At 70.9% G+C, this 21304-nt stretch carries 17 protein-coding genes, 1 tRNA gene and 2 pseudogenes; 10 read left to right on the top strand and 10 right to left on the bottom strand.

Annotated features, from left to right (window positions below):
• Window positions 1–86: 86 nt before the first annotated feature.
• Both ABZU99_RS12140 and ABZU99_RS12135 read left to right on the top strand, forming a co-directional pair.
• A pseudogene (locus tag ABZU99_RS12140) lies at window positions 87–218 on the top strand (ABC transporter ATP-binding protein); the annotation flags it as partial.
• Window positions 219–331: 113 nt separating this feature from the next.
• Window positions 332–619: a hypothetical protein gene (locus tag ABZU99_RS12135; protein WP_356046825.1), complete on the top strand. Its 288-nt coding sequence runs from the start codon at window positions 332–334 to the stop codon at window positions 617–619.
• Window positions 620–622: 3 nt separating this feature from the next.
• Here the strand turns inward: ABZU99_RS12135 and ABZU99_RS12130 are convergent, their stop codons facing one another.
• Window positions 623–1099 carry a PPOX class F420-dependent oxidoreductase gene (locus ABZU99_RS12130; protein ID WP_356046827.1) on the bottom strand — a complete coding sequence of 159 codons (477 nt, stop codon included), beginning with the start codon at window positions 1097–1099 and terminating at the stop codon, window positions 623–625.
• 61 nt (window positions 1100–1160) lie between these two features.
• A complete protein-coding gene (locus ABZU99_RS12125; RefSeq protein WP_355939497.1) occupies window positions 1161–2075 on the bottom strand; it encodes a hypothetical protein in 915 nt (304 codons plus the stop codon).
• Window positions 2076–2320: 245 nt separating this feature from the next.
• Here ABZU99_RS12125 and ABZU99_RS12120 point away from each other — a divergent pair, with 245 nt between their 5' ends.
• Window positions 2321–3118 carry a serine protease gene (locus ABZU99_RS12120; RefSeq protein WP_355939500.1) on the top strand — a complete coding sequence of 266 codons (798 nt, stop codon included), beginning with the start codon at window positions 2321–2323 and terminating at the stop codon, window positions 3116–3118.
• A 66-nt stretch (window positions 3119–3184) separates the two neighbouring features.
• On the opposite strand, the pseudogene ABZU99_RS12115 reads toward ABZU99_RS12120, so the two are convergent.
• Window positions 3185–3556: pseudogene (locus ABZU99_RS12115) on the bottom strand (VOC family protein); the annotation flags it as partial.
• Between the two features lie 248 nt (window positions 3557–3804).
• Here ABZU99_RS12115 and ABZU99_RS12110 point away from each other — a divergent pair.
• From ABZU99_RS12110 to ABZU99_RS12095, 4 genes are all read left to right on the top strand, one after another.
• Window positions 3805–4155 (top strand): chorismate mutase, encoded by a 351-nt coding sequence (locus ABZU99_RS12110; protein WP_356046829.1) that lies wholly within the window; start codon window positions 3805–3807, stop codon window positions 4153–4155.
• A 190-nt stretch (window positions 4156–4345) separates the two neighbouring features.
• Entirely contained in the window at window positions 4346–6910 is a 2565-nt protein-coding gene (gene pepN / locus ABZU99_RS12105) for an aminopeptidase N (RefSeq protein WP_356046831.1), read from the top strand.
• Window positions 6911–7894: 984 nt separating this feature from the next.
• Entirely contained in the window at window positions 7895–9304 is a 1410-nt protein-coding gene (locus ABZU99_RS12100; RefSeq protein WP_355939512.1) for a pyridoxal-dependent decarboxylase, read from the top strand.
• Window positions 9301–10752: a SidA/IucD/PvdA family monooxygenase gene (locus ABZU99_RS12095; protein WP_356046833.1), complete on the top strand. Its 1452-nt coding sequence runs from the start codon at window positions 9301–9303 to the stop codon at window positions 10750–10752. Before ABZU99_RS12100 ends, ABZU99_RS12095 begins: the two co-directional genes overlap by 4 nt.
• 24 nt (window positions 10753–10776) lie before the next feature.
• Here the strand turns inward: ABZU99_RS12095 and ABZU99_RS12090 are convergent, their stop codons facing one another.
• Entirely contained in the window at window positions 10777–12603 is a 1827-nt protein-coding gene (locus ABZU99_RS12090) for a 5'-nucleotidase C-terminal domain-containing protein (protein WP_356046835.1), read from the bottom strand.
• Between the two features lie 219 nt (window positions 12604–12822).
• On the opposite strand from ABZU99_RS12090, the gene ABZU99_RS12085 reads away from it, so the two are divergent.
• Both ABZU99_RS12085 and pyk read left to right on the top strand, forming a co-directional pair.
• Window positions 12823–13542: an SIMPL domain-containing protein gene (locus ABZU99_RS12085; protein WP_355939521.1), complete on the top strand. Its 720-nt coding sequence runs from the start codon at window positions 12823–12825 to the stop codon at window positions 13540–13542.
• 133 nt (window positions 13543–13675) lie between these two features.
• A complete protein-coding gene (gene pyk, locus ABZU99_RS12080; protein ID WP_356046838.1) occupies window positions 13676–15106 on the top strand; it encodes a pyruvate kinase in 1431 nt (476 codons plus the stop codon).
• Between the two features lie 30 nt (window positions 15107–15136).
• On the opposite strand, the gene ABZU99_RS12075 is transcribed toward pyk, so the two are convergent.
• Together ABZU99_RS12075 and ABZU99_RS12070 are read right to left on the bottom strand one after the other, a co-directional pair.
• Window positions 15137–15907, bottom strand: coding sequence for a helix-turn-helix domain-containing protein (locus ABZU99_RS12075; RefSeq protein ID WP_356046840.1), 771 nt, complete (start codon window positions 15905–15907; stop codon window positions 15137–15139).
• Window positions 15908–16016: 109 nt separating this feature from the next.
• Window positions 16017–16092 (bottom strand) — tRNA-Leu (locus ABZU99_RS12070).
• A gap of 97 nt (window positions 16093–16189) precedes the next feature.
• On the opposite strand from ABZU99_RS12070, the gene ABZU99_RS12065 reads away from it, so the two are divergent.
• Window positions 16190–16828 carry a response regulator gene (locus ABZU99_RS12065; protein ID WP_355939530.1) on the top strand — a complete coding sequence of 213 codons (639 nt, stop codon included), beginning with the start codon at window positions 16190–16192 and terminating at the stop codon, window positions 16826–16828.
• Window positions 16829–16899: 71 nt separating this feature from the next.
• On the opposite strand, the gene ABZU99_RS12060 is transcribed toward ABZU99_RS12065, so the two are convergent.
• Genes ABZU99_RS12060 through ABZU99_RS12045 form a run of 4 tightly spaced genes read right to left on the bottom strand, consistent with a single transcriptional unit; the run spans window position 16900 to window position 21238 of the window.
• Window positions 16900–17616, bottom strand: a complete 717-nt coding sequence (locus ABZU99_RS12060; RefSeq protein ID WP_355939533.1) for an ABC transporter ATP-binding protein — start codon at window positions 17614–17616, stop codon at window positions 16900–16902.
• Window positions 17613–18497, bottom strand: a complete 885-nt coding sequence (locus ABZU99_RS12055; RefSeq protein ID WP_355939536.1) for an ABC transporter ATP-binding protein — start codon at window positions 18495–18497, stop codon at window positions 17613–17615. Before ABZU99_RS12055 ends, ABZU99_RS12060 begins: the two co-directional genes overlap by 4 nt.
• Window positions 18498–18502: 5 nt before the next feature.
• Window positions 18503–20293: a branched-chain amino acid ABC transporter permease gene (locus ABZU99_RS12050; protein ID WP_356046843.1), complete on the bottom strand. Its 1791-nt coding sequence runs from the start codon at window positions 20291–20293 to the stop codon at window positions 18503–18505.
• Between the two features lie 12 nt (window positions 20294–20305).
• Entirely contained in the window at window positions 20306–21238 is a 933-nt protein-coding gene (locus ABZU99_RS12045) for a branched-chain amino acid ABC transporter permease (protein ID WP_356046845.1), read from the bottom strand.
• Window positions 21239–21304: the final 66 nt, after the last annotated feature.

Genomic DNA, 21304 nt, shown 5'->3' with positions numbered 1-21304 from the left:
CGCCGCGTGGCGTTTCGGCACGTCTATCGGCACGTCTATCGGCCTGACCTCTGGGGTCTGACCCCTCGGCGGGATGCCATCACTCCGAGCCGATGTCCGATCAGGATCCGCCGCGCCGCCGCCGGATGATGGGCGCCCTCATGGCCGAGGCCGCCGAACACGGCACCACCGTGGCGATCTCCACCCATGTGCTCGCCGAACTCGACTGCGTCTGCGAGGGATCCCGCAGAGCCGGCTGGACAACCCCATCGCGGCCGCCCGCGCCGTACGGGAGCTCAGCCGGCCCGGCGACGGCGTGCTCTTCATGCCCGCGCGCCGCCGGGAGCCGATCATGTCCAGCCCGGAGGAATTCCGCGGGCTCAAGGAGCTGGCCCTGGCTCGGCACGCGATCCCCTCGGGCACGCTGCACGGCATCGAGCTGCCCGCGCCCCAGATCCGGGCCCGCATGCTGACGGTCGGGCGGATCGTCACGGTGAACGACCCGCCCGGCCGGCCGCTGGACGACACCCCTCAGGAGAGGGTGAAACGAGAGGTGCTGGCCCAGCACTTCCACCGATGCGCCGTCAGGGACGTGACCGGGATGCGGATCATCCTCTACGGCCGGTCGGGGGAGTGCTGAACCTCATCCCTCCTCGCCCTCGACCAGGCGGGCGGGGAAGCCGCCGGTGGCCACCGGGCCCCAGCGCTCGGGGGCGATCCGGATCAGCGACTTGCCCTGCTTGCGCATGGCCTCGCGGTACTCGTCCCAGTCCGGATGCTCGCCCGCGATATTGCGGTAGTACTCGACCAGCGGCTCGACGGACTCCGGCGGGTCGATCACCTCGGCGGTGCCGTCGATCTGGACCCACGGCCCGTTCCACTCGTCGGACAGCACGACGAGGCTCACGGCCGGGTCGCGGCGGGCGTTACGCACCTTGGCGCGCTCCGGATAGGTGGAGACGACGATCCGTCCGGAGTCGTCGACGCCGCAGGTCAGCGGGGAGGCCTGGGGTGAGCCGTCGGCCCGGCGGGTCATCAGGATGGCACGGTGGCGCGGTCGGACGAACTCCAGCAGCTCGTCCAGGGCGACACGGGTGTTGGTGGCGATGGAGGGGCTCATGCACGCGAGCGTACGACCTCAGGTGCGCTCCAGCGCCCCCACACGAGGTGCGGCGCCGCCGTCAGGTGTCGCACTCCAGCACCGAACGGCACAGCCCGCAGCGGGCCCGCAGCCGGCCGCGCACCGGGACCCGGATCCGCTGACGGCAGGTCGGGCAGGGGAAGGAGACGCTGAGCGGGGCGCCGCCCTCGAAGACGTAGTCGCCGCCGGTGGGCACCTGATGGCTCTGGGCGCGGGGGTCGGCCTCGGCCCGGCTCCGGGCCGCCCGGCGGTCCTTGGCGTAGCGCAGGCGGCCCGCCCATCCGGCGGCGGACAGCGGCGGCTGCCGCTCATCGCGGCGCGCCAGCTCCAGGCCCTTGGTGTACGCCTCGTACGCCTGCGGGCTGGTGAACCACAGGGCCGGGTCCTCCTCGAAGAGCAGCGCCCGCTTGGCGAGCACATAGCCGAATTCCTCCGGCGTCAGATAGCCGAGTTTCTGGCTGGAAACCGCGTCTTGACGGTAGGCGTCGAGCAGCAACCAGCCCGTGCCCAGATAGGCTGCGGTGGTATCGGTGAGGATCTCGTTGTCGCGTGTGCCGGGGAACGTCAGATCGAGCCGGTGAAGATACACATGCGTTACTTCATGGGCGAGTGCCGCGCCGATGTCGCGCCGATGTGACTTGAAGCGGGAGTTGAGCTCGATGAAGTACTCGGGCCCGGCCGCCAGCTCCACATTCCCCGCATGCCGCATCTCCCGGAAGCTCACGATCATCCGGGCATCGGGCAGCCGCAGATGCCGCACCATGACGCGGGCGATCCGCTGAACGCCGAGGTGAAGGTCGTCCTGGTCGGAGAAGGCCACATCGCCGGGGACCACGCTGAGCCCGAAGGTGTCCACGGTGTCCCGGGAGAGCCGCCGGTAGAGCGCGGTGATCGCGGCCCGGACGGTGTCCAGATGGGGATATCCGTGCTCGATGTCGCTGCCCGGTGCCGCCACGCCGTCACCCCGTGCCCCGTCGTCCCGCCGCGCGCCCTGTCCGAACTCAACCTTACGGGCGTATTTCGCGGACGCCAGTAGGCCGGGCTGGCCGGAAAGCGACCCTTGCCACCCCGTTCACCCGCTTCAGATAATCACAGGGCGTTTCACGGGCTCACCCCACGGGGCTTCGGAGGCGGATTCCCGGATGTGCGAATTGGCATGAGCCTGACATTCGCGGCCAACCCCCCACGAAAGGAAATCCGTTGCGGAATCTCCTGACCCACCTCAAGAGAGCCTCGGCCCTCGGCGCGGTCGCCCTCGCCGCCTTCAGCCTGACCCCCGGCAGCGCGATAGCCCAGGCCACCGGCCCCGAACCCAGCCCCTCCGTCGTCGGCGGCACCCGCGCCGCACAGGGCGAATTCCCCTTCATGGTCCGGCTCTCCATGGGCTGTGGCGGAGCCCTCTACACCAATGACATCGTCCTCACCGCCGCCCACTGTGTGAATGGCAGCGGGGCCAACACCTCCATCACCGCCACCGCCGGCGTCGTCGACCTCCAGAGCCCCAGCGCCATCAAGGTCAAGTCCACCCGGGTGCTCCAGGCTCCCGGCTACAACGGGCAGGGCAAGGACTGGGCGCTCATCAAGCTCGCCAAGCCGATCAGCCAGCCCACCCTGAAGCTCGCCGAGACCGACGCCTACAACAACGGCGACTTCACCGTCGCGGGCTGGGGCGCCGCCGTCGAGGGCGGCGGCCAGCAGCGCTATCTGCTCAAGGCCACCGTGCCGTTCGTCGACGACGCCACCTGCGGCTCGGCCTACCGCGACCTCGTCCCCGGCGAGGAGATCTGCGCCGGAAAGATGAGGGAAGGCGGCGTGGACACCTGCCAGGGCGACTCCGGCGGCCCCATGTTCCGCAAGGACGACAGCGGCCAGTGGATCCAGGTCGGCATCGTCAGCTGGGGCGAGGGCTGCGCACGCCCCGGCAAGCCCGGCGTCTACACCGAGGTCAGCACCTTCGCCAAGGACATCAAGGCGGGCGCGGCCCAGCTCGGCGGTTGATCCCCACCCACCCCGCACCGGGGCCGGCGCACCGCGCGCCGGCCCCGGTCGGCGTTCTCGGCTGCTCTGTCCGTAACAGATGCAGAAGGGATGCCCGGCCGGATCGCTGAAGACCCGGAACCCCGACCGCTCCCCGCCGCTGTCGTGCAGGAACGTCGCACCCAGCTCGATCACCTCGCGCTGTGCCCGCTCCACGTCCTCCACCGTGTCCACATCGAAGTCCAGATGGAACTGTTGCGGACGCGCCGGGTCCGGCCAGTGCGGCGGCTGGTGATCCGGCGCCAGCTGAAAGGCCAGCCGCTGGCCGTCCGCGGAAGTGAGGGTCGCCCATTCGGGGTCGCTGTCGTCCAGCCGCCAGCCCAGAATCCGGCCGTAGAAGGCGGCCAGCGCGGCAGGGTCGGGGCAATCGATGACGGTGCACTGAAGCGTCGCGATCATGCCAGGGAGGGTAGCGAGGCCGGACGTGGCGGGGGCCGCGAGCGGGAAAGTCGATCCGAGAGCGGGAAAGTCGATCCGGGAGCGGGAAAGTCGGGCAAGAAGTGGAACCTCTCCCCGCCCAGGTCACTCCTTCACGGTGGAAGGGGCCGCACCGGGGGCGGCCCCCCCCGGCCGCCCCGCCCCCTTCGCAACCCCCCACCGGGGGCTGGGCGGCCCCTTTCCGCGTCACTGTCATAGGGTCGGGGGCCATGACGCACAGCGAGACCCACCGCACCGCCGAACCGGACGCGACCCGCACCAACGACGGAGTCGAGGAATCCGTGCGCGCCGAGCTGGCCCGGCTGCGCGACAGCATCGACAACATCGACGCGGCCGTGGTCCATATGCTCGCCGAGCGCTTCAAGTGCACCCAGCAGGTCGGCCACCTCAAGGCCGCCCACAAGCTCCCCCCGGCCGACCCGGCCCGCGAGGCGCGCCAGATCGCCCGGCTGCGCGAGCTGGCCGAGAGCGCCAAACTCGACCCGGCCTTCGCCGAGAAGCTGCTCAACTTCATCATCGCCGAGGTCATCCGGCACCACGAGACCATCGCCCGCTCCTGACACCCGCCCGGCCGCCGCCCCGCGCACGCGGGGAGGGCGCGGTCAGGGGCCCGCCCGGCGGCCGGATCGGTGACGCCGCCCCGCGCACACGGGGAGGGCGCATACCCGTCGCGCACCGGTACGGCCCTCCGCGCCCGGCAACCTCTTCCCAACCGTGTGCGGCCCGCCACACGTAGGGCAGCATGTCCCCATGTCCGTACTGACGCGCGAGGAAGCGCAGACCCGAGCCCGCCTCATCGAGGTCCACCGCTACACCATCGACCTCGACCTGACCCGTGGCGACGAGCTCTTCGGCTCCACCACGACCATCCGCTTCAGCGCGCGCGAGGCGGGCACGGACACCTTCGTCGAACTCAACCCGGCCACCCTCCACCGCGCCGTGCTCGACGGCCGGGAGCTCGACCTCGCCGACGCCGCCGGGCCACTCGCCGACGGGCGGCTCCCGCTCACCGCCCTCACCGAGGGCGATCACGAGCTGCGCGTCGAGACGGACATGCGCTACTCGCACACCGGCGAAGGCATGCACCGCTTCACCGACCCCGCCGACGGCGAGACCTACCTCTACACCATGTGCTGCATGGCCGACGCGAAAGACGTCTTCGCCGCCTTCGACCAGCCCGACCTCAAGGCCGCCTTCGACGTCCGCGTCACCGCCCCGCCCGAGTGGACCGTCCTCGGCAACGGCATCGCCAGCCGCGTCGGCGACCCCGCCGAAGGCCGCTGGGAGCTCGCGCCCACCCCGCCCATCAGCACCTATCTGATGGCGCTGGCCGCCGGCCCGTACCACTCCGTGCGCACCGAGCACGCCGGACTCCCCTTCGGACTGCATGTCCGCCGCTCGCTGGCCCCCCACCTCGAAGCAGACGCCGACGAACTCTTCGACATCACCCGGCGCTGCTTCGACCGCTACCACGAGATCTTCACCGAGCCCTACCCCTTCGACTCCTACGACCAGGCCTTCGTGCCCGAGTTCAACTCCGGCGCCATGGAGAACCCCGGCCTCGTCACCTTCCGCGACGAATTCATCTACCGCTCCGCCGTCACCGACGCCGAGCGGCAGACCCGCGCCATGGTCATCGCCCACGAGATGGCCCATATGTGGTTCGGCGACCTCGTCACCATGAAGTGGTGGGACGACATCTGGCTCAACGAGTCCTTCGCCGAATACATGGGCTACCAGACCCTCACCGAGGCCACCCGCTACACGGACACCTGGGCCGACTTCGGCGTCCGCCGCAAGAACTGGGGCTACGACGCCGACCAGCGCCCCTCCACCCACCCCGTCGCCCCCACCCCCGAACTCGTCCCCGACACCGCCGCCGCCCGCCTCAACTTCGACGGCATCTCCTACGCCAAGGGCGCCTCCGCGCTGCGTCAGCTCGTCGCCTGGCTCGGCGAGAAGGACTTTCTCGACGGCATCAACGACCACTTCACCCGGCACCGGTTCGGCAACGCCACCCTCGCCGACTTCATCGACTCCCTCGCCCGCGCCTCCGGCCGCGACGTCCACGCCTGGGCCGACAGCTGGCTGCGCACCACCGGCGTCGACACCCTCACCCCCGCCATCACCGCCAACGGCGACCGATGGAGCGCCGAAATCCGCCACGAGAGCGACAGGGACGGCACGGGCGGCCGCCCGCACCGCATCGCCATCGGCCTCTACGATCACGCGCCCGCCGCCCCGCACCAGCTCGTGCTGCGCAAGCGCGTCGAAGCCGAACTGACCGGCGCCGATCCCACCCTCACCCTCTCCTTCACCGGCCCCCGCCCCGATCTCCTCCTCCTCAACGACGGCGACCTCACCTACACCAAGATCCGCCTCGACCCCGGATCCTGGAAGGCCGTCGTCCGCTCCCTGTCCGGCCTCCCCGACGCCGTCAGCCGCGCCGTCATCTGGAACGCCGCCCGCGACATGGTCCGCGACGGCGACCTCGCGCCCGCCGACTACCTCGACGCCGCCCGCGCCCACCTGCCGCGCGAGACCGACATAGCGATCGTTCAAGGCGTGCTCGCCTTCGCCCGCACCTGGATCGCCGACCGCTACCTCCCCGCCGACCAGCGCCCCGCCGCCCTCGCCACCCTCGGCGCCACCTGCCGCGACCTCCTGCGCCGCACCGAGGACGGCACCGGGCCCGGCCTGCGGCTCGCCGCCGTACGCACCTTCATCGACAGCGCCACCGCCCCCGCCGAGCTCACCGACTGGCTCGACGGCGACACCGTCCCAGGCGGCCCCAGCCTCGACCCCGAACTGCGCTGGCAGATCCTCACCCGCCTCGCCGTCCTCGGCGCCGCCGGCCCCGCGGACATCGACGCCGAACTCGCCCGCGACACCAGCGCCACCGGACAGGAGGGCGCCGCCCGCTGCCGGGCCGCGCTGCCCGACCCGGACGCCAAGGCGGCCGCGTGGCAGGCCCTGTTCGGTGAGGACGACGGCCCCGGCCTCTCCAACTACCTCGTCACCGCCACCGCCACCGGCTTCTGGCAGCCCGAACACCACGACCTGCTCGCCGACTACGTCCCCCGCTACTTCCCGGCCGGCGTCGCCGTCGCCACCCGCCGCGGCCCAGCCATCGGCGACGCCGTCGCCCGCTGGGCCTTCCCGACCACGGTGGACCCGCGGACCCTGCGGCTGGGGGAGGAGTGCCTGAAGCACACCGACGCCGTCCCCGCCCTGCGCCGCCGGCTCGCCGACCAGATCGACGATCTGCGGCGCGCGCTGCGGGTGCGCGAGAACTGGGAGAAGCGAGGGGAGTAGGCCGGAGCGGGCACGGCCGTCGCGCACGACGCCCGTGCCCGCCTCTCGCCGGTGGGCGCTCACGCTGCCCACCGGCCCGCCCGGCAGCGCGCCGGGCCACCCGCCGCCGCCGTCCGACGGGGGCGCGCCCCAGCACGCTGGGCGCCACCTGCACCCGTGGCGCGCGCCGGGGGACGCCGCCCCGGTGGGGCGGCCGGCGGCGCGCACGGCCCGGCGCTTGCGGCCGGGGCGAGTGGCCGCGCCACGGTGCCGCGGTGCGGCTCGCTCGGCGGGAGGGACCGGGCGTCGCCCGGCCCTGTGCGTCGCCCGCACTTGCGGCGGGCGTCGCCGCGCACGGGGGTGGCGCTCCCGCCGGGCGTCACCTTGGGGCACCGCTCCAGCGGGGCGGCCGGCGCCGCGCACGGCCCGGCGCTCGCGGCCCGGCGCGCACGGCCCCGGCGCTCGCGGCCGGGGCGAGTGGCCGCGCCACGGCGGCGCGGTGCGGCTCGCCTCCGGCGGGGCGTCCCCGCCAGCCGGGGTCGCGCCGAACCGCGTTTGCGGTCCCACGCCACGGTGCCGCGGTGCGGCTCGCTCGGCGGGAGGGACCGGGTGTCGCCCGGCCCTGTGCGTCGCTCGCACTTGCGGCGGGCGTCGCCGCGCACGGGGGTGGCGCTCCCGCCGGGCGCAGCCCCGTGCCCCGCCCCGTGCCGAGGGCGCCGAACCGCGCTGCTTCCGTGCGTCGCCGCGCGTGCCGTCCGCAGCTGTGCCGGGTGGCGCGCCGCGCGCGCCGGGGGCGTGACCCCGGCGGCGCGGCTGCCGCCACGCAGCACTCGGCGGCGCCGGGGCGCCGGGGTGCCGGGGGCGCCGGGGGGGGGCGATCAACGTGGCGGGCCGGGGTGTCCCACGTACGGGTGGACCTCACCCCGCCATCGGCCGAACCGCTGCGGGGGGAAGTACGTTGAGGCAGGCTCCCACCTGCCGGACTTCTAGACGAGGGGCACATTCATGCCTGTGCCCGTGACCGGGACCGACCGCCTCCTCGCCGGGGGGAGCGGGGGTCCGGACGCGCTCCGGCCGATGGTGGAGACCGTCCTGGACGCCCTCGCCGCGGGGGGCGCCGAGCGGATCGGTCCGCTTCCGGCCGGTGGGCCCGTGGCCGTCGCGCGACGGGTGAGGGACGCGGCGGAGCCGGTCATCCCCGTCGTCGGCGAGGGGGCGCACGGCGCGCTGCGGGCGCTGGTACGCGTGCTCGCCGCGGGGACCGCCGATCCGGCCGATCCGCGCTGCGCGGGCCATCTGCACGGGCCGCCGCTCGCCGTCGCCGCCGCGGCCGATCTTGCCGTCTCCGCGCTCAACCCGTCCCTCGACTCCTGGGATCAGGCCCCCGCCGCCTGCGAGCTGGAGGCGGGAGCCTGCCGCGCGCTGGCCCGGCTTGTCCACCCCCATGGCCTCGCCCCGGACGCCCTGGTCACCACCGGCGGCACCGAGTCCAACCAGCTCGCCCTGGTGCTGGCCCGCGAGGCGGCCCGCATCGCCGGGGCCGCCACTCCGCTTCGGATCGTCTGCGGCGCCAACGCCCACCACAGCGTCCATCGCGCCGCCTGGCTGCTCGGGCTGCCCGCCCCGCTCACTCTGCCCACCCCCGCCGGCGTTCTCGACCCGGCCTGCCTCGACGACGCGCTCGGCGCACTGCCCGGCCAGCCCATCCTCACCGTGGCCACCGCCGGCACCACCGACACCGGGGCCATCGACCCCCTTCCACGCATCGCCGACGTGTGCGACCGCCACGCCGCGGCTCTCCACATCGACGCCGCCTACGGCGGACCGCTGCTGTTCAGCGACGCCCTGCGCGACCGGCTCGACGGGCTCGACCGCGCCCGCAGCGTCACCCTCGACCTGCACAAGATCGGTTGGCAGCCGGTCGCCGCGGGCCTCCTCGCCGTCCCCGACACCGCCGCCCTGGCCCCGCTCGCGCACCAAGCCGACTATCTCAACGCCCACGACGACATCGAGGCCGGCATCCCCGATCTGCTCGGCCGCTCGCTCCGTACCACCCGCCGCCCCGACATCCTCAAGATCGCCGTCACCCTGCGCGCGCTGGGCCGCCGCGGCCTCGGAGAGCTGATCGACCGCGTCTGCGCCACCGCCCGGCATCTCGCGGAGCTCATCGAGGCCAGCCCGCGGCTCGAACTCCACGCCCACCCCACCATCAGCACCGTCCTCTTCCGCCCCAACGGAGCACGGCCCTCCGCCGTCGCCGCGCTGCGCCGCCGCCTGCTCTACGACGGCACGGCCGTCCTCGGCCGCGCCGCCACGCCCGAGGGGCTGTGGCTCAAGGCCACCGTTCTCAACCCGCACACGCAGCCCGACGATCTGCGCGGGCTGCTCGCACTCGTGGAAGGCAGCACGCCATGAGCACCGCACAACCCCCCACCTCCACCCCCGAGCACGAACCTGCCCCCGACGTGCCGCTGGACCTCGCCGGCATCGGCATCGGCCCGTTCAACCTCTCCCTGGCCGCCCTCGCCCACGGCGTCCCCACCCTGCGCACCGCCTTCTACGACCAGCGGCCCGCCTTCCACTGGCACCCCGGCCTCCTCATCGACGGCGCGACGATCCAAGTCCCCTTCCTGGCCGACCTGGTCACCCTCGCCGACCCCGGCAGCCCCTGGAGCTTCCTCCACTACCTCAAGACCCACGACCGGCTGTTCCCCTTCTACGTCGCCGAGCGCTTCCACATCGAACGCGCCGAGTACGACGCCTACTGCCGCTGGGTCAGCGAACAGCTCCCCGGCCTCCACTTCAGCCACCAGATCGACGCCGTCCGCTGGGACCACGAAGGCGAGCTGTTCGAGATCGACTTCACCCGGCTCGGCCCGGACGGCGAGGGCGAGGCCCTGGGCCGCGCCTACGCCCGCAACCTCGTCCTCGGCGTCGGCACCGAGCCGTATGTCCCCGAACCCCTGCGCCCCCTCGCCGACGCCCCGGGCGTCCCCGTCCTCCACTCCGCCGACTATCTGGAGCACCGCGAGCGGCTGCTGGCCACCGGCCAGATCACCGTCATCGGCTCCGGCCAGTCCGGCGCCGAGGTCTTCCTCGACCTGCTCCGCAACCGGCCGCTGGGCGCCGAGGGCCTTCACTGGCTCGCCCGCACCCCCGCCTTCGCCCCCATGGAATACAGCAAGCTGGGCCTGGAGCAGTTCAGCCCCGACTACACCCGCTACTTCCACACGCTCCCCGAGGCGATGCGGGACCAGCTGCTGCCCCGGCAGTGGCAGCTCTACAAGGGCATCGCCCACGAGACCATCGACGCCATCCACCACGAGCTCTACCGCCGCGCCCAGCACCTGGGCGACTGGCCCGGCGCCGTCCTCACCCCCAACGTCACCGTCCGCACCGCCGGCCGGATCGCCGCCGCCCGCCTCGAACTCCATCTGGAACACGCGGAGCAAGGCACCCGGACCCGTCACACCACCGAGGCCGTCGTCCTCGCCACCGGCTACCGCGAGCGCCGCGTCGACACGCTGCTCGCCGCCCTCGACCCGTACGTCCGCCGGGACTCCTCCGAGCGTCCTCGCGTCGACACCGACCACCGCCTCGTCCTCGACCCCATGATCAAGGGCGCGGTGTACGTCCAGAACGCGGAGCGCCACACCCATGGCGTCGGCACCCCCGACCTGGGCCTGGCGGCCTGGCGCTCCGCCGTCATCCTCAACGGGGTGACGGCGGAGCCCGCCTATCCACTGCCCTCGCGCACCGCGTTCACCACGTTCGGCCTTCAGCCGTCAGGGCCGTGCGGCTCCGTCATCGGCGGCCGGATCCTCCCCGATCAGCGCGACCGGTTCGCCCGCACCCGGACCTGACCCCCCGGCAGGGCGGCGGAGGCTCTACGCACCCGCACCCGCGGCCGGGAAGACCGGGGTGCCGTCTCGCGTCAGCTTCCAGTCCACCGACGCGAACCGCGACACATCGATCGTCCCCCGCGCCTTCACCCACCCGATGATCGTGTTACGGATCTCCTCCGAGTTCGACCACACCTGCTGGGCGGAGGCCACATGCGGGAAATTGCCGCCGCCGCTCGCCCGGTAATTGTTCACCGCCAGCACGAACTGCGCCTTCGGGTCGATCGGCTTGCCCTCGAAGCTCAGCCCGTCGATCCGCGAACCGGCCGGCTTCGCGATGTCGATCTCGTACGTCACCCCGCTGACCGCGTCATAGTTGTAGTCCGGGGTGCCCGCCGCGTTCGTCAGTTTCCCCGGGTCCACATCGCCGCCCGCCGCGGTCTGCACGTAATACCGCGCCGAGAACTCCAGATAGTCCTTGAGCTGCGCCCCCGTCAGCACCCGTGCCTCCAGGGTGTTCTCGAACGGATACAACCCCGCCACCTGCCGGATCGTGACCTCACCGGCCGGAATCGCCGCCGTCCGCGAGAAGCACGACGCCTGGGAGAGCACCGGCAGCGCCGCGTACGCCGTCCCCGCCAGCGCCGCCTTCACCGTCTCCGCCTGCACATGGTTGATGAAGTCGATGATCGAGGCGTCCTGGTACGGCGCCTCGGTGGCCGCCATCGCCGCCGAACACGTGCCGATCACCTGATTGACGTAGCCCACGACCTTCTTGTGCTCATCGCCGAGCAGCCCCACGATCCGCGGGTCCTCCTCGACGGTGCCGGAGTTCAGCACCGTCGCCGCCACCGACGTCACCTGCCAGCGGCCCCGGTCCCACTCCACCTCGACGTCGAAGAGGGTCAGCCGCTGGCCCCACTTGAGCGGCTCGGAGAGCACGACCTCACGCCCCGTCTCCTTGTTCACCACCCGCGACTCGGGAATCTCCACATGCGCATGGCCGACCAGAATCGCGTCGATGCCCGGCACCCGCTCGGCCACCAGCGCCGCCGCGTTCTCGACATACGGCACCTGGTCGCCGTAGCTGGAGGTGCCGCTGGTACCCGAATGCGCCGAGACGATCACCACATCCGCGCCCATCGACCGCAGCCGCGGCACCCACTTCGCGGCCTGCTCCTCAAGGCCCGGGAAGGTCATCTTCCCCTGCACATTGGCCTTGTCCCAGATCGCGATGCCGGGGTTGGTGAGCCCCAGCACCGCCACCTTCACCCCGCGCCCGCAGGGAGTGCGCAGCCGGGTCATCCAGTACGGCGGGAAGGCCGGCCGGAGCGTCTTCGCGTCCAGCGCGTTCGCGCCCAGCAGCGGGAAGTCGCACTGTTCCTCGAACTTCCGCAGCACCGGAATGCCGTAGTTGAACTCATGATTGCCGAGCGCCGCCGCGTCATATCCGATCGCGTTCATGGCCTGCGCCATGGGGTGCACCGGGCCGTTCGCGCCCGTGATCGGGTCCACCTTGGCGTAGTAGTACGACAACTGGGTGCCCTGGATGGTGTCGCCCGCGTCGATCAGCAGCGTATTGCGGCGGCCCTTCTCCATGCGGACCTGCTCCACCAGCGTGGAGATCTTCGCCAGGCCGACATCGTTGTGCGCCTTGTCGTCGAACTCGGCGTCGGTGAAATAGTCCCAGTTGAAGACGTTGCCGTGCAGATCGGTGGTGCCCATGACGGTGAACGCGTACCGCTTCCGATTCCGCTCCGGGCCCTGGTGCCCCTGCGCCTCGGCCGGGGCGGCGGCCGCGCCTCCTGCCAGAGCGACCCCCGCACCCGTCGCCGCCGAGCGGCCCAGAAACGTCCTACGGTTGAGCGGCATCTCTTCTCCCCTGCGGTATGCGGGCCCTCCCTTGGGGCACAACGCGCGTAGATTCTGGCGCAGCCGTGCCCCTCCGCAACACCCCCGTCAGGTTTCGATCCGATTGTGCCCAGGGGCCTGTGAGGGAGCGTCAACCGCTCGAGGCCCCGCACCGCCGCGTGATACGCATCGTCCACACCTCCGTCCACCACACCCCGGAAGACCCCAGGGAGCCCCGCCATGGACCAGCCCGCACAGCCTTCGCAGCCCGCCACCGTCCCCGTCCCCTACGGCACCCCCGACACCCCGCGCGTCGCCGTCCGCGGCGAGGCACGCCTCGAAGTCGACCCCGAGATCGCCCGCATCGGCATCACCGTCAGCGCACGCGGCGCCGACCGGCGCACCGCGCTGGAAGATCTCACCCGCCGCAACAACCAGGTCCTCGAACTCGTCAAGTCCTACGGCGAGGCGGTCGAGAAGCTGGAGACGGGCGCCTTCGCCGTCCACCCCGAACTCGCCAAGGGCCGCCACGAGCGCGTACGGGCCTACCACGGCCGCGTACATCTCGGCGCGACCGTCACCGACTTCACCGCGCTGGGCGAACTCACCACCCGCCTCGCCGACCTCGAACTCACCCGGGTCGACGGCCCCTGGTGGGGGCTGCGCCCCGACTCTCCCGCGCACGGCGAGGCGCGCCGGCAGGCCGTACGGGAGGCGGTGCAGCGCGCCCGTGAGTACGCCGAGGCGCTGGGCGCCCGGCTCGTCGCCCTCGTCGAACTCGCCGACCTGGAGGCCGAGCAGAGCCCCATGGTCCCGGTCGCGGCCGCCTCCCCCCGCAGCCGGTCCGGCTACGCGGGCTCCGCCGAGGCCGCTGCCCCGGCCCTGGACCTGGAACCGGAGCGCCAGACCGTATACGCGCACGTCAACGCGCGCTTCACCATGACCCGCCCGGAACTGTGAACGACCCTTTCATTGCTCATCGGAGCGACCGCCTGCACGTTTCATTAGTTGTCGACAACAAGACATGTAAAGGTCATGGAGGACTGCGCACTTCTCGGTTCTCTACTCGTCGGTAAGTCATAGGCTCGGCGACATGCGCCGAGCAAAAATCGTCTGTACCTTGGGACCCGCGACCGACTCGTATGAGCAGATCAAGGCACTCATCGAAGCCGGAATGGATGTGGCTCGCCTCAACCTCAGCCATGGCACCTACGCTGAGCACGAGGAGCGTTACCGGCGAGTGCGCAAAGCCTCGCTGGAAACCGGTCGCAGCGTCGGCGTCCTCGCCGACCTTCAAGGTCCGAAGATTCGGCTCGGCCGCTTCCGCGAGGGGCCCGTACTCCTTGAACGCGGAGACGAGTTCACCATCACCGTCGAACCCATCGAGGGCGACCAGCACCGCTGCTCCACCACCTACGAGGGGCTGGCCGGCGACGTCAGCAAGGGCGAGCGCATCCTCGTCGACGACGGCCGTGTCACCCTCGAGGTTGTCGACATCGACGGACCGCGGGTGCACACCATCGTCATCGAGGGCGGCATGGTCTCCGACCACAAGGGCCTCAACCTCCCCGGCGTCGCCGTCTCGGTCCCCGCGCTCTCCAAGAAGGACATCGAGGACCTGCGCTGGGCGCTGCAGACCGGCGCCGACATCATCGCCCTCTCATTCGTCCGCAACGGCAACGACGTCGTGGACGTCCACCGCGTGATGGCCGAGGAGGACCGCCGGCTCCCCGTCATCGCAAAGATCGAGAAGCCGCAGGCGGTCGAGAACCTGGAAGGCATCGTCGACGCCTTCGACGGCATCATGGTCGCCCGCGGCGACCTCGGCGTCGAAATGCCGCTCGAGCAGGTGCCGATCGTGCAGAAGCGCGCGATCAAGCTGGCGAAGCGGAACGCCAAGCCGGTGATCGTCGCGACCCAGATGCTCGAGTCGATGATCGACAATTCCCGCCCCACGCGGGCCGAGGCATCCGATGTCGCCAACGCGGTCATCGACGGCACGGACGCGGTGATGCTCTCCGGCGAGACCAGCGTCGGGAAATACCCCATCGTCACCGTCAAGACCATGGGCCGCATCGTCGCCGCCGCCGAGCAGGACATCCTCGCCAAGGGCCTCCCCACACTCGCCGAGCGCAGCAAGCCCCGCACCCAGGCCGGCGCGGTCGCCCGCGCGGCCGCCGAGATGGGCGACTTCCTCGGCGCCAAGTTCCTGGTCGCCTTCACCCAGTCCGGCGACACCGTCCGCCGCCTCTCCCGCTACCGCTCCCCGATCCCGCTCCTCGCCTTCACCCCGGAACCGGGCACCCGCTCCCAGCTCAACCTGACGTGGGGCGTCGAGACCTTCCTCGGCCCCAAGGTCGACTCCACGGACGAGATGGTCGCCCAGGTCGACGAGGAGCTGCTGCGGCTCGGCCGCTGCCAGAAAGGCGACCTGGTCATCATCACGGCAGGCTCCCCGCCCGGCGTCTCCGGCTCCACCAACCTGGTCCGCGTCCACCACATCGGCGCCGACGACCTGCGCTAGCGCTACCTGAGCCGGAGTGCGGGGCTCGCCTCAGTGCTTCGGCCCGACGTGGGCGTCCATGAGGGCGACCGAGGCGCGGCGGGCGACGGAGATATTGAACGGATCGCTGCCGCGCGCGAGCGTGGTCCACTCGACGCCGACCTTGGTGAGGGTGTCGGAGCAGAGCTTGCGGATGTCGTCGGACTTGTTGGTGAAGAAGTACCGGGGGTATTCGTAGCGCTTGCGCTCTCCCGCGACGATCCGCGTGGTCCAGTTGGTGATGCGGCAGCCGTCGGAGTGGAAGAGCCCCCGGATGAACTCCCAGGGGCATTCGTCCACGATTTCCTGCTGCCACGGCTCCAAGGCGATGACTCGGTCGTGCTTCTTGCCTGGACCGTGCTGGGGAAACAGACACGGCCAGTGCTTGCTGTAGCTGGTCACCATGACGCACCCCTGCCGTTGGATGCGGCACACGCTGTTGTGGGGGCGTACGGCGCCCATCGCGCCCGCGCAGGCATCAATGAGGCCTGGCCAGGCATCCGCGCACGCGATGCGAAGGAAGTACACGCCCTTCCGCAGGGGGCTGATGCAGCCGTCGCCGAGGTAGAGGCCGAGCAAATACGCATACGCGGTGACCGCTTCTGGTGGTCGCGGCGATGGCTCGCATCTGGGGCAATCGGCCAGGCGTAAGGCGGGCTCGATCCGGATCTGCCACTGACGGATCGCGGCGCGGGATATCCCGGTCTGCTTGCTTACGGAGTTGAGACTGCGTCCTTGGGCGACGAGCGCGAGCGCTCGCTTGCGTGTTTCGAGGTCGTACACGATTGCGAGCTTGACCGCAACGCGGTCGCTGTGCGCTCGTTCGAAGGATTGTTCACTTCTTCGGGTGAAGAGGAACGATTCTCAGGTGACCTTGGAATCGAAGGAAAAGTGCCCCGGGTCGGACTCGAACCGACACTGTATGGGTTTTGAATCCATTGCCTGCTGCCAAATTGGGCTACCGGGGCCGACGGATCGAAGGTTACCAACGACCCGCTGCGCGTCCACCTTACCGCAGCTCGGTAGGCTCGTGGTGCCCCCACCTGTCAGGAAACGAGGAGCACAGTGAGCACCGCTGACGCCCCCGGCGCGCAGTCGCACGTCCCGCCGCAGACAACCCGCGTCGTCATCGCCGAGGACGAGGCCCTCATCCGCCTTGACCTCAAGGAGATGCTCGAAGAGGAGGGGTATTCCGTCGTCGGCGAGGCGGGCGATGGTGAGACGGCCGTCGCGCTCGCTCAGGAGCACCGCCCCGACCTCGTCATCCTCGATGTGAAGATGCCGGTCCTCGACGGGATCTCCGCCGCCGAGCGCATCGCGGGCGACCGTATCGCCCCCGTCCTCATGCTCACCGCCTTCTCCCAGCGCGAGCTGGTCGAGCGGGCCCGGGACGCCGGGGCGATGGCGTATCTGGTGAAGCCGTTCAGCAAGAGCGACGTGGTGCCCGCCATTGAGATGGCCGTCTCCCGCTTCACCGAACTGAAGACGCTGGAGCAGGAGGTCGCCGATCTCTCCCAGCGCCTGGAGACGCGCAAGCTGGTCGACCGCGCCAAGAGCATCCTGCAGACGCAGTACGGGCTGACCGAGCCCGCCGCCTTCCGCTGGATCCAGAAGACCTCGATGGACCGCAGGCTGTCCATGCAGCAGGTGGCCGAGGCCGTCATCGAGGACGCGGAGGAGAAGAAGGCCGCGAAGGGCGACTAGAAGCAGCGCGCAAAGGCCCGCATCGCCGTTCCCGGCGGTGCGGGCCTTTCCGTCCGTGCGGCGGTGCGGGGTCAGTCCTCGCCGAGGTACGCCTTCCGTACCGACTCGTCGTGCAGCAGACCCTCCCCCGTCCCCGAGAGCACGATCTTCCCGATCTCCATCACATGCCCCTGGTCGGCCAGGGACAGGGCGGCCTGAGCGTTCTGCTCGACCAGGAGGATGGTGGTGCCCTGGGCCTTGAGCTCGGCGATGGTCTGCATGATCTTCTGCATCATGATCGGCGAGAGGCCCATCGACGGTTCGTCGAGCATCAGCAGCTTGGGGCGGGACATCAGGGCGCGGCCCATGGCGAGCATCTGCTGTTCGCCGCCGGAGAGGGTGCCGGCGGCTTGGGTGCGGCGTTCGCCGAGGATGGGGAAGAGCTCGTAGGCGCGTTGGATGTCGGCGGCGATGCCGTCGGTGTCCTTGCGGAGGAACGCTCCGAGTTGGAGGTTCTCGGCGATCGTCAGCCGGGGGAAGATGTGGCGTCCCTCGGGTGAGTGGGCGAGGCCCAGGGCGACGATCTTGTGGGCGGGGACGCCCTTGAGGGGTTTGCCGTCGAAGCGGATGGAGCCGCCGAGGGGTTCCAGGAGGCCGGAGAGGGTGCGCAGGGTGGTCGTCTTGCCGGCGCCGTTGGTGCCGATGAGGGTGACGACCTGGCCGGCCTCGACGCTGAAGGAGATGCCCTTGACGGCTTCGATCTTGCCGTAGGCGACCCGCAGGTCCTCGACCTCGAGCAGTGCGGTCACTGTTCGTCCTCCGTACGTGCTGTGGTGCTCTTCTGGGCCCCTGCGGCCTCCGCGTCCGCTTCGGCCGCCGCGACCTCGGCGGCCTCGGCCTCGCCCGGGTCGCCCTCGAAGGGGGTGCCGAGGTAGGCGGCGATGACGCGCTCGTCGCTCTGGACGACGTCCGAGGTGCCCTCGATGAGCTTCTGGCCCTGGACGAGCACGGCGACCCGGTCGCAGAGGTTGAAGATGAAGCGCATGTCGTGCTCGATGACGAGTACGGCGGTGCCCTTGTCCCGGATGGCGAAGACGAGTTCTTCGGTGGCCCGGGTCTCCTGGGGGTTCATTCCGGCGGTGGGCTCGTCGAGGAGGAGCAGCCCGGGGTCGCTGGCGAGGGCACGGGCGATTTCCAGCTTGCGCTGTTCGCCGTAGGGGAGGTTGCGGGAGAGGTGGTCGGCCTTGTCGGCGAGGCCGGTGAACTCCAGGAGTTCCATGGCGCGCGCCTTGGAGGCGGCTTCGGCGCGTTTGAAGCCGGGGCCGCGCAGGAGGGCGGACCACAGGCCTTCTTTGGTGCGGGTGTGGCGGCCGACGAGGACGTTCTCCAGGACGGTCATGTTGGAGAAGAGGCGGATGTTCTGGAAGGTGCGGGCGACACCTGCCTGGGTGACGAGATGGGGCTTGGGCGGCAGTACCGAGCCCTGGTAGGAGACGCTGCCTTCGGTGGGGACGTAGAGCCCGGTGAGGCAGTTGAAGAAGGTGGTTTTGCCCGCGCCGTTGGGGCCGATGAGGCCGACGATCTCGCCGGGGTGGACGTCGAGGTCGACGGAGCGTACGGCGGTGAGTCCGCCGAAGCGCATGGTGACGCCGGTGGCGGTGAGCACGGGGGAGGTCTTGGTGGTGGTCATGTCTGTCACGCCTCCGCCTTGGTGACGCCGACGGCGCTGTTCTGGAGCCGGGTGTCGTCGGGGACGTCGAGCTGGCCGGTCTCGTGGTATTCGAGCTGCTGCCGCCGGTTGGGGATGATCCCTTCGGGGCGGAACCGCATCAGCAGGATGAGCGCGACGCCGAAGGCCAGCAGCTGGTAGTCCTGGAGGAATTCCAGCTTCTTGGGGATGAGGAAGAGCAGGGTGGCGCCGAGCAGCGGGCCGCCTATGGTGCCCATGCCGCCGAGGATGACTGCGGCGAGCAGGAAGGTGGAGTTCGGCGGGACGGATCCGGCGAAGACGTACTGCTCGGGGACGACGGTGCTCTGGACGTGGGCCCAGACGGTTCCGGCGACTCCGGCGAGGGTGGCGCCGAGGGCGAAGGCGATGAGCTTGACGCGGAAGCCGTTGATGCCCATGGCGGTGGCGGCGGTCTCGTCCTCGCGGATGGCTACCCAGGCGCGGCCGATGCGGGAGTTGCCGGCGCGGCTGAAGACGAGCACGACCAGGATCGTGACCAGCAGCATCAGCAGGTAGTAGTTGCCGTTGGAGTCGAGGGAGAGTCCGGCGAAGGTGTGCTCTTCGTCGAAGTTGAAGCCGAAGATCTCCAGCGGCGGAATGTTGGGGATGCCGTTGGGGCCGTTGGTGACCGAGGGGCCGGAGGTGCCGTCGAGGTTGCTGACGGCGATCCGGAAGATCTCTCCGAAGCCGAGGGTGACGATGGCGAGGTAGTCGCCGCGCAGCCGCAGGGTGGGGGCGCCGATGACGACGCCGAAGATCAGGGAGACCACGGCTCCGGTGATCACGGCGGCCCAGAAGGGGAACTTCACGTCGAGGGTGGAGGCGGTGGAGCCGGAGACCAGGGCGGCGGTGTAGGCGCCGACGCCGAGGAAGGCGACATAACCGAGGTCGAGGAGGCCCGCGAGGCCGACGACGATGTTCAGGCCGAGTGCGACGGTCGCGAAGATCGCGATGGTCACGCCGAGTTCGGTGTAGCTGGACTTGTCCTGGATGAAGGGGAAGACCAGCGCGGTGAGCAGGGCCGCGACCAGGGTGGTGGAGCGGTAGGCGGCGGTGAGCCCGCTGAGCCGGGTGATCAGGCCCGCCTTGGTGAGGGCGGTCGCGGCGAAGCAGACGCTGATGAGGTAGCCGAGGAACGGCTCCGGGTGGTCGGCGTCGGTCTGGATGCCGTAGTTGACGACGTGGAGCCCGAGGCCGAAGACCGCCGCGATGATGAGGATATGGGCCCAGGAGGGGAGCTCCTGGGGGCGGCGGACGGGCCGGGTGTCGTCCGGGAGCAGGAAGGTGGTGGCGACCGGCACCGCGGTGACGAGGGCGGCGATCCAGCCGCCCGGTTCCAGGTTGACCAGTCCGCCCAGGTCGACGGTGATGGCGATGACGGTGAACCAGGTGACGGCGAAGGTGCCGAGGGCCAGTACCCGCAGGGCCATGGTGGAGCCGGCGGGGGTGAGCCAGCGCAGGCCGCGCAGGTCGAGCGCGGCGAGGGAGAACACGGCGGTGGCCGCGCCCAGGACGAGGGTGAGGAGCTGGAGGCCGCCGGGGTAGCCGTAGACGGTCAGGTCGCCGGGGAACTCCGCGGTCCAGGTCCAGGCGAGGAAGGTGGAGATCACGGCGGCGGCGCCGGCGGCCGCGGTGAGGGCGCGGAGCAGGGTGGTGCGCGGGGTGGTGATGCCGGTCTTGGTGATGGTCTCGCCGGCGCTCTGGGTCTCGCCGGCGCTCTGGGTCTGGTTGGCGCTCTGGGTCTTGTCGTTGGTCATCGGTTCACTCCCTCACGCCCGGTCCGCTACGCGTTCGCCGAGCAGGCCCTGGGGCCTGACCAGCAGCACGACGATGAGCAGGGTGAAGGCCCATACGTCCTTCCAGGCACCGCCGCCGAGCTGGTCCATGCCGGGGATGTCCTGGATGTACTTGATGGCCAGGGCTTCGGCGACGCCGAGGACGACGCCTCCGAGCATGGCGCCGTAGATGTTGCCGATGCCGCCGAGGACGGCGGCGGTGAAGGCCTTGAGGCCGGCGATGAAGCCCATCTCGAAGTTGATCTGGCCGTATTTGAGCCCGTGGGAGAGGGCGGCGACGGCGGCGAAGGCGCCGCCGATGGCGAAGGCCATCACGATGATGCGGTCGGTGTTTATGCCCATGAGCTTGGCGGTGTCGGGGTCCTGCGCGGTCGCCTGCATGGCGCGGCCGGCCCGGCTCTTGGAGACGAACAGTCCCAGGGCGAGCATGCACAGCGGGGCGGCTACGAGGAGGAAGGCGTCGCCGCGCTGGATGTGCAAATTGCTGAGGATCTTGAACGACGTGCCCTCGAACTGGGGGAAGCTGCGCGCCTTCTTGGCGTCCGGGTAGAACGCCCAGACGGCCTGTTGCAGCGCGATGGACAGGCCGATCGCGGTGATCAGGGGGGCCAGCCGTGGGCCGCCGCGCAGGGGCCGGTAGGCGAAGCGCTCGGCGGCCGTGGCGATGCCCACCGAGGCGACGATGCCGCCGATGAGCATCAGGGGCAGGGCCAGGGAGAGCGCGGTACCGCTGGGGAGCCAGATGTAGACGGTGAGGGCCCCGAAGCCCCCGATCATGAAGATCTCGCCATGGGCGAAGTTGATGAGCTGGACGATGCCGTAGACCATGGTGTACCCGATGGCGATCAAGCCGTAGAGGGCGCCGAGGGTCAGGCCGTTGACCAGCGTTTGCGGCAGTTCGTGCACCGCAGGGCCTCCGATGAGCGTGTCGGATATGACGCCGCGCGAGGGCGCTGGTGTGCGCCCTCGCGC

Origin of the sequence: Streptomyces sp. NPDC005266, from assembly GCF_040607655.1 — a bacterium.
Taxonomy (GTDB): domain Bacteria; phylum Actinomycetota; class Actinomycetes; order Streptomycetales; family Streptomycetaceae; genus Streptomyces.
The sequence above is the reverse complement of the archived record's forward strand: the minus strand, read 5'-3'. Positions and strand labels throughout refer to the sequence as shown.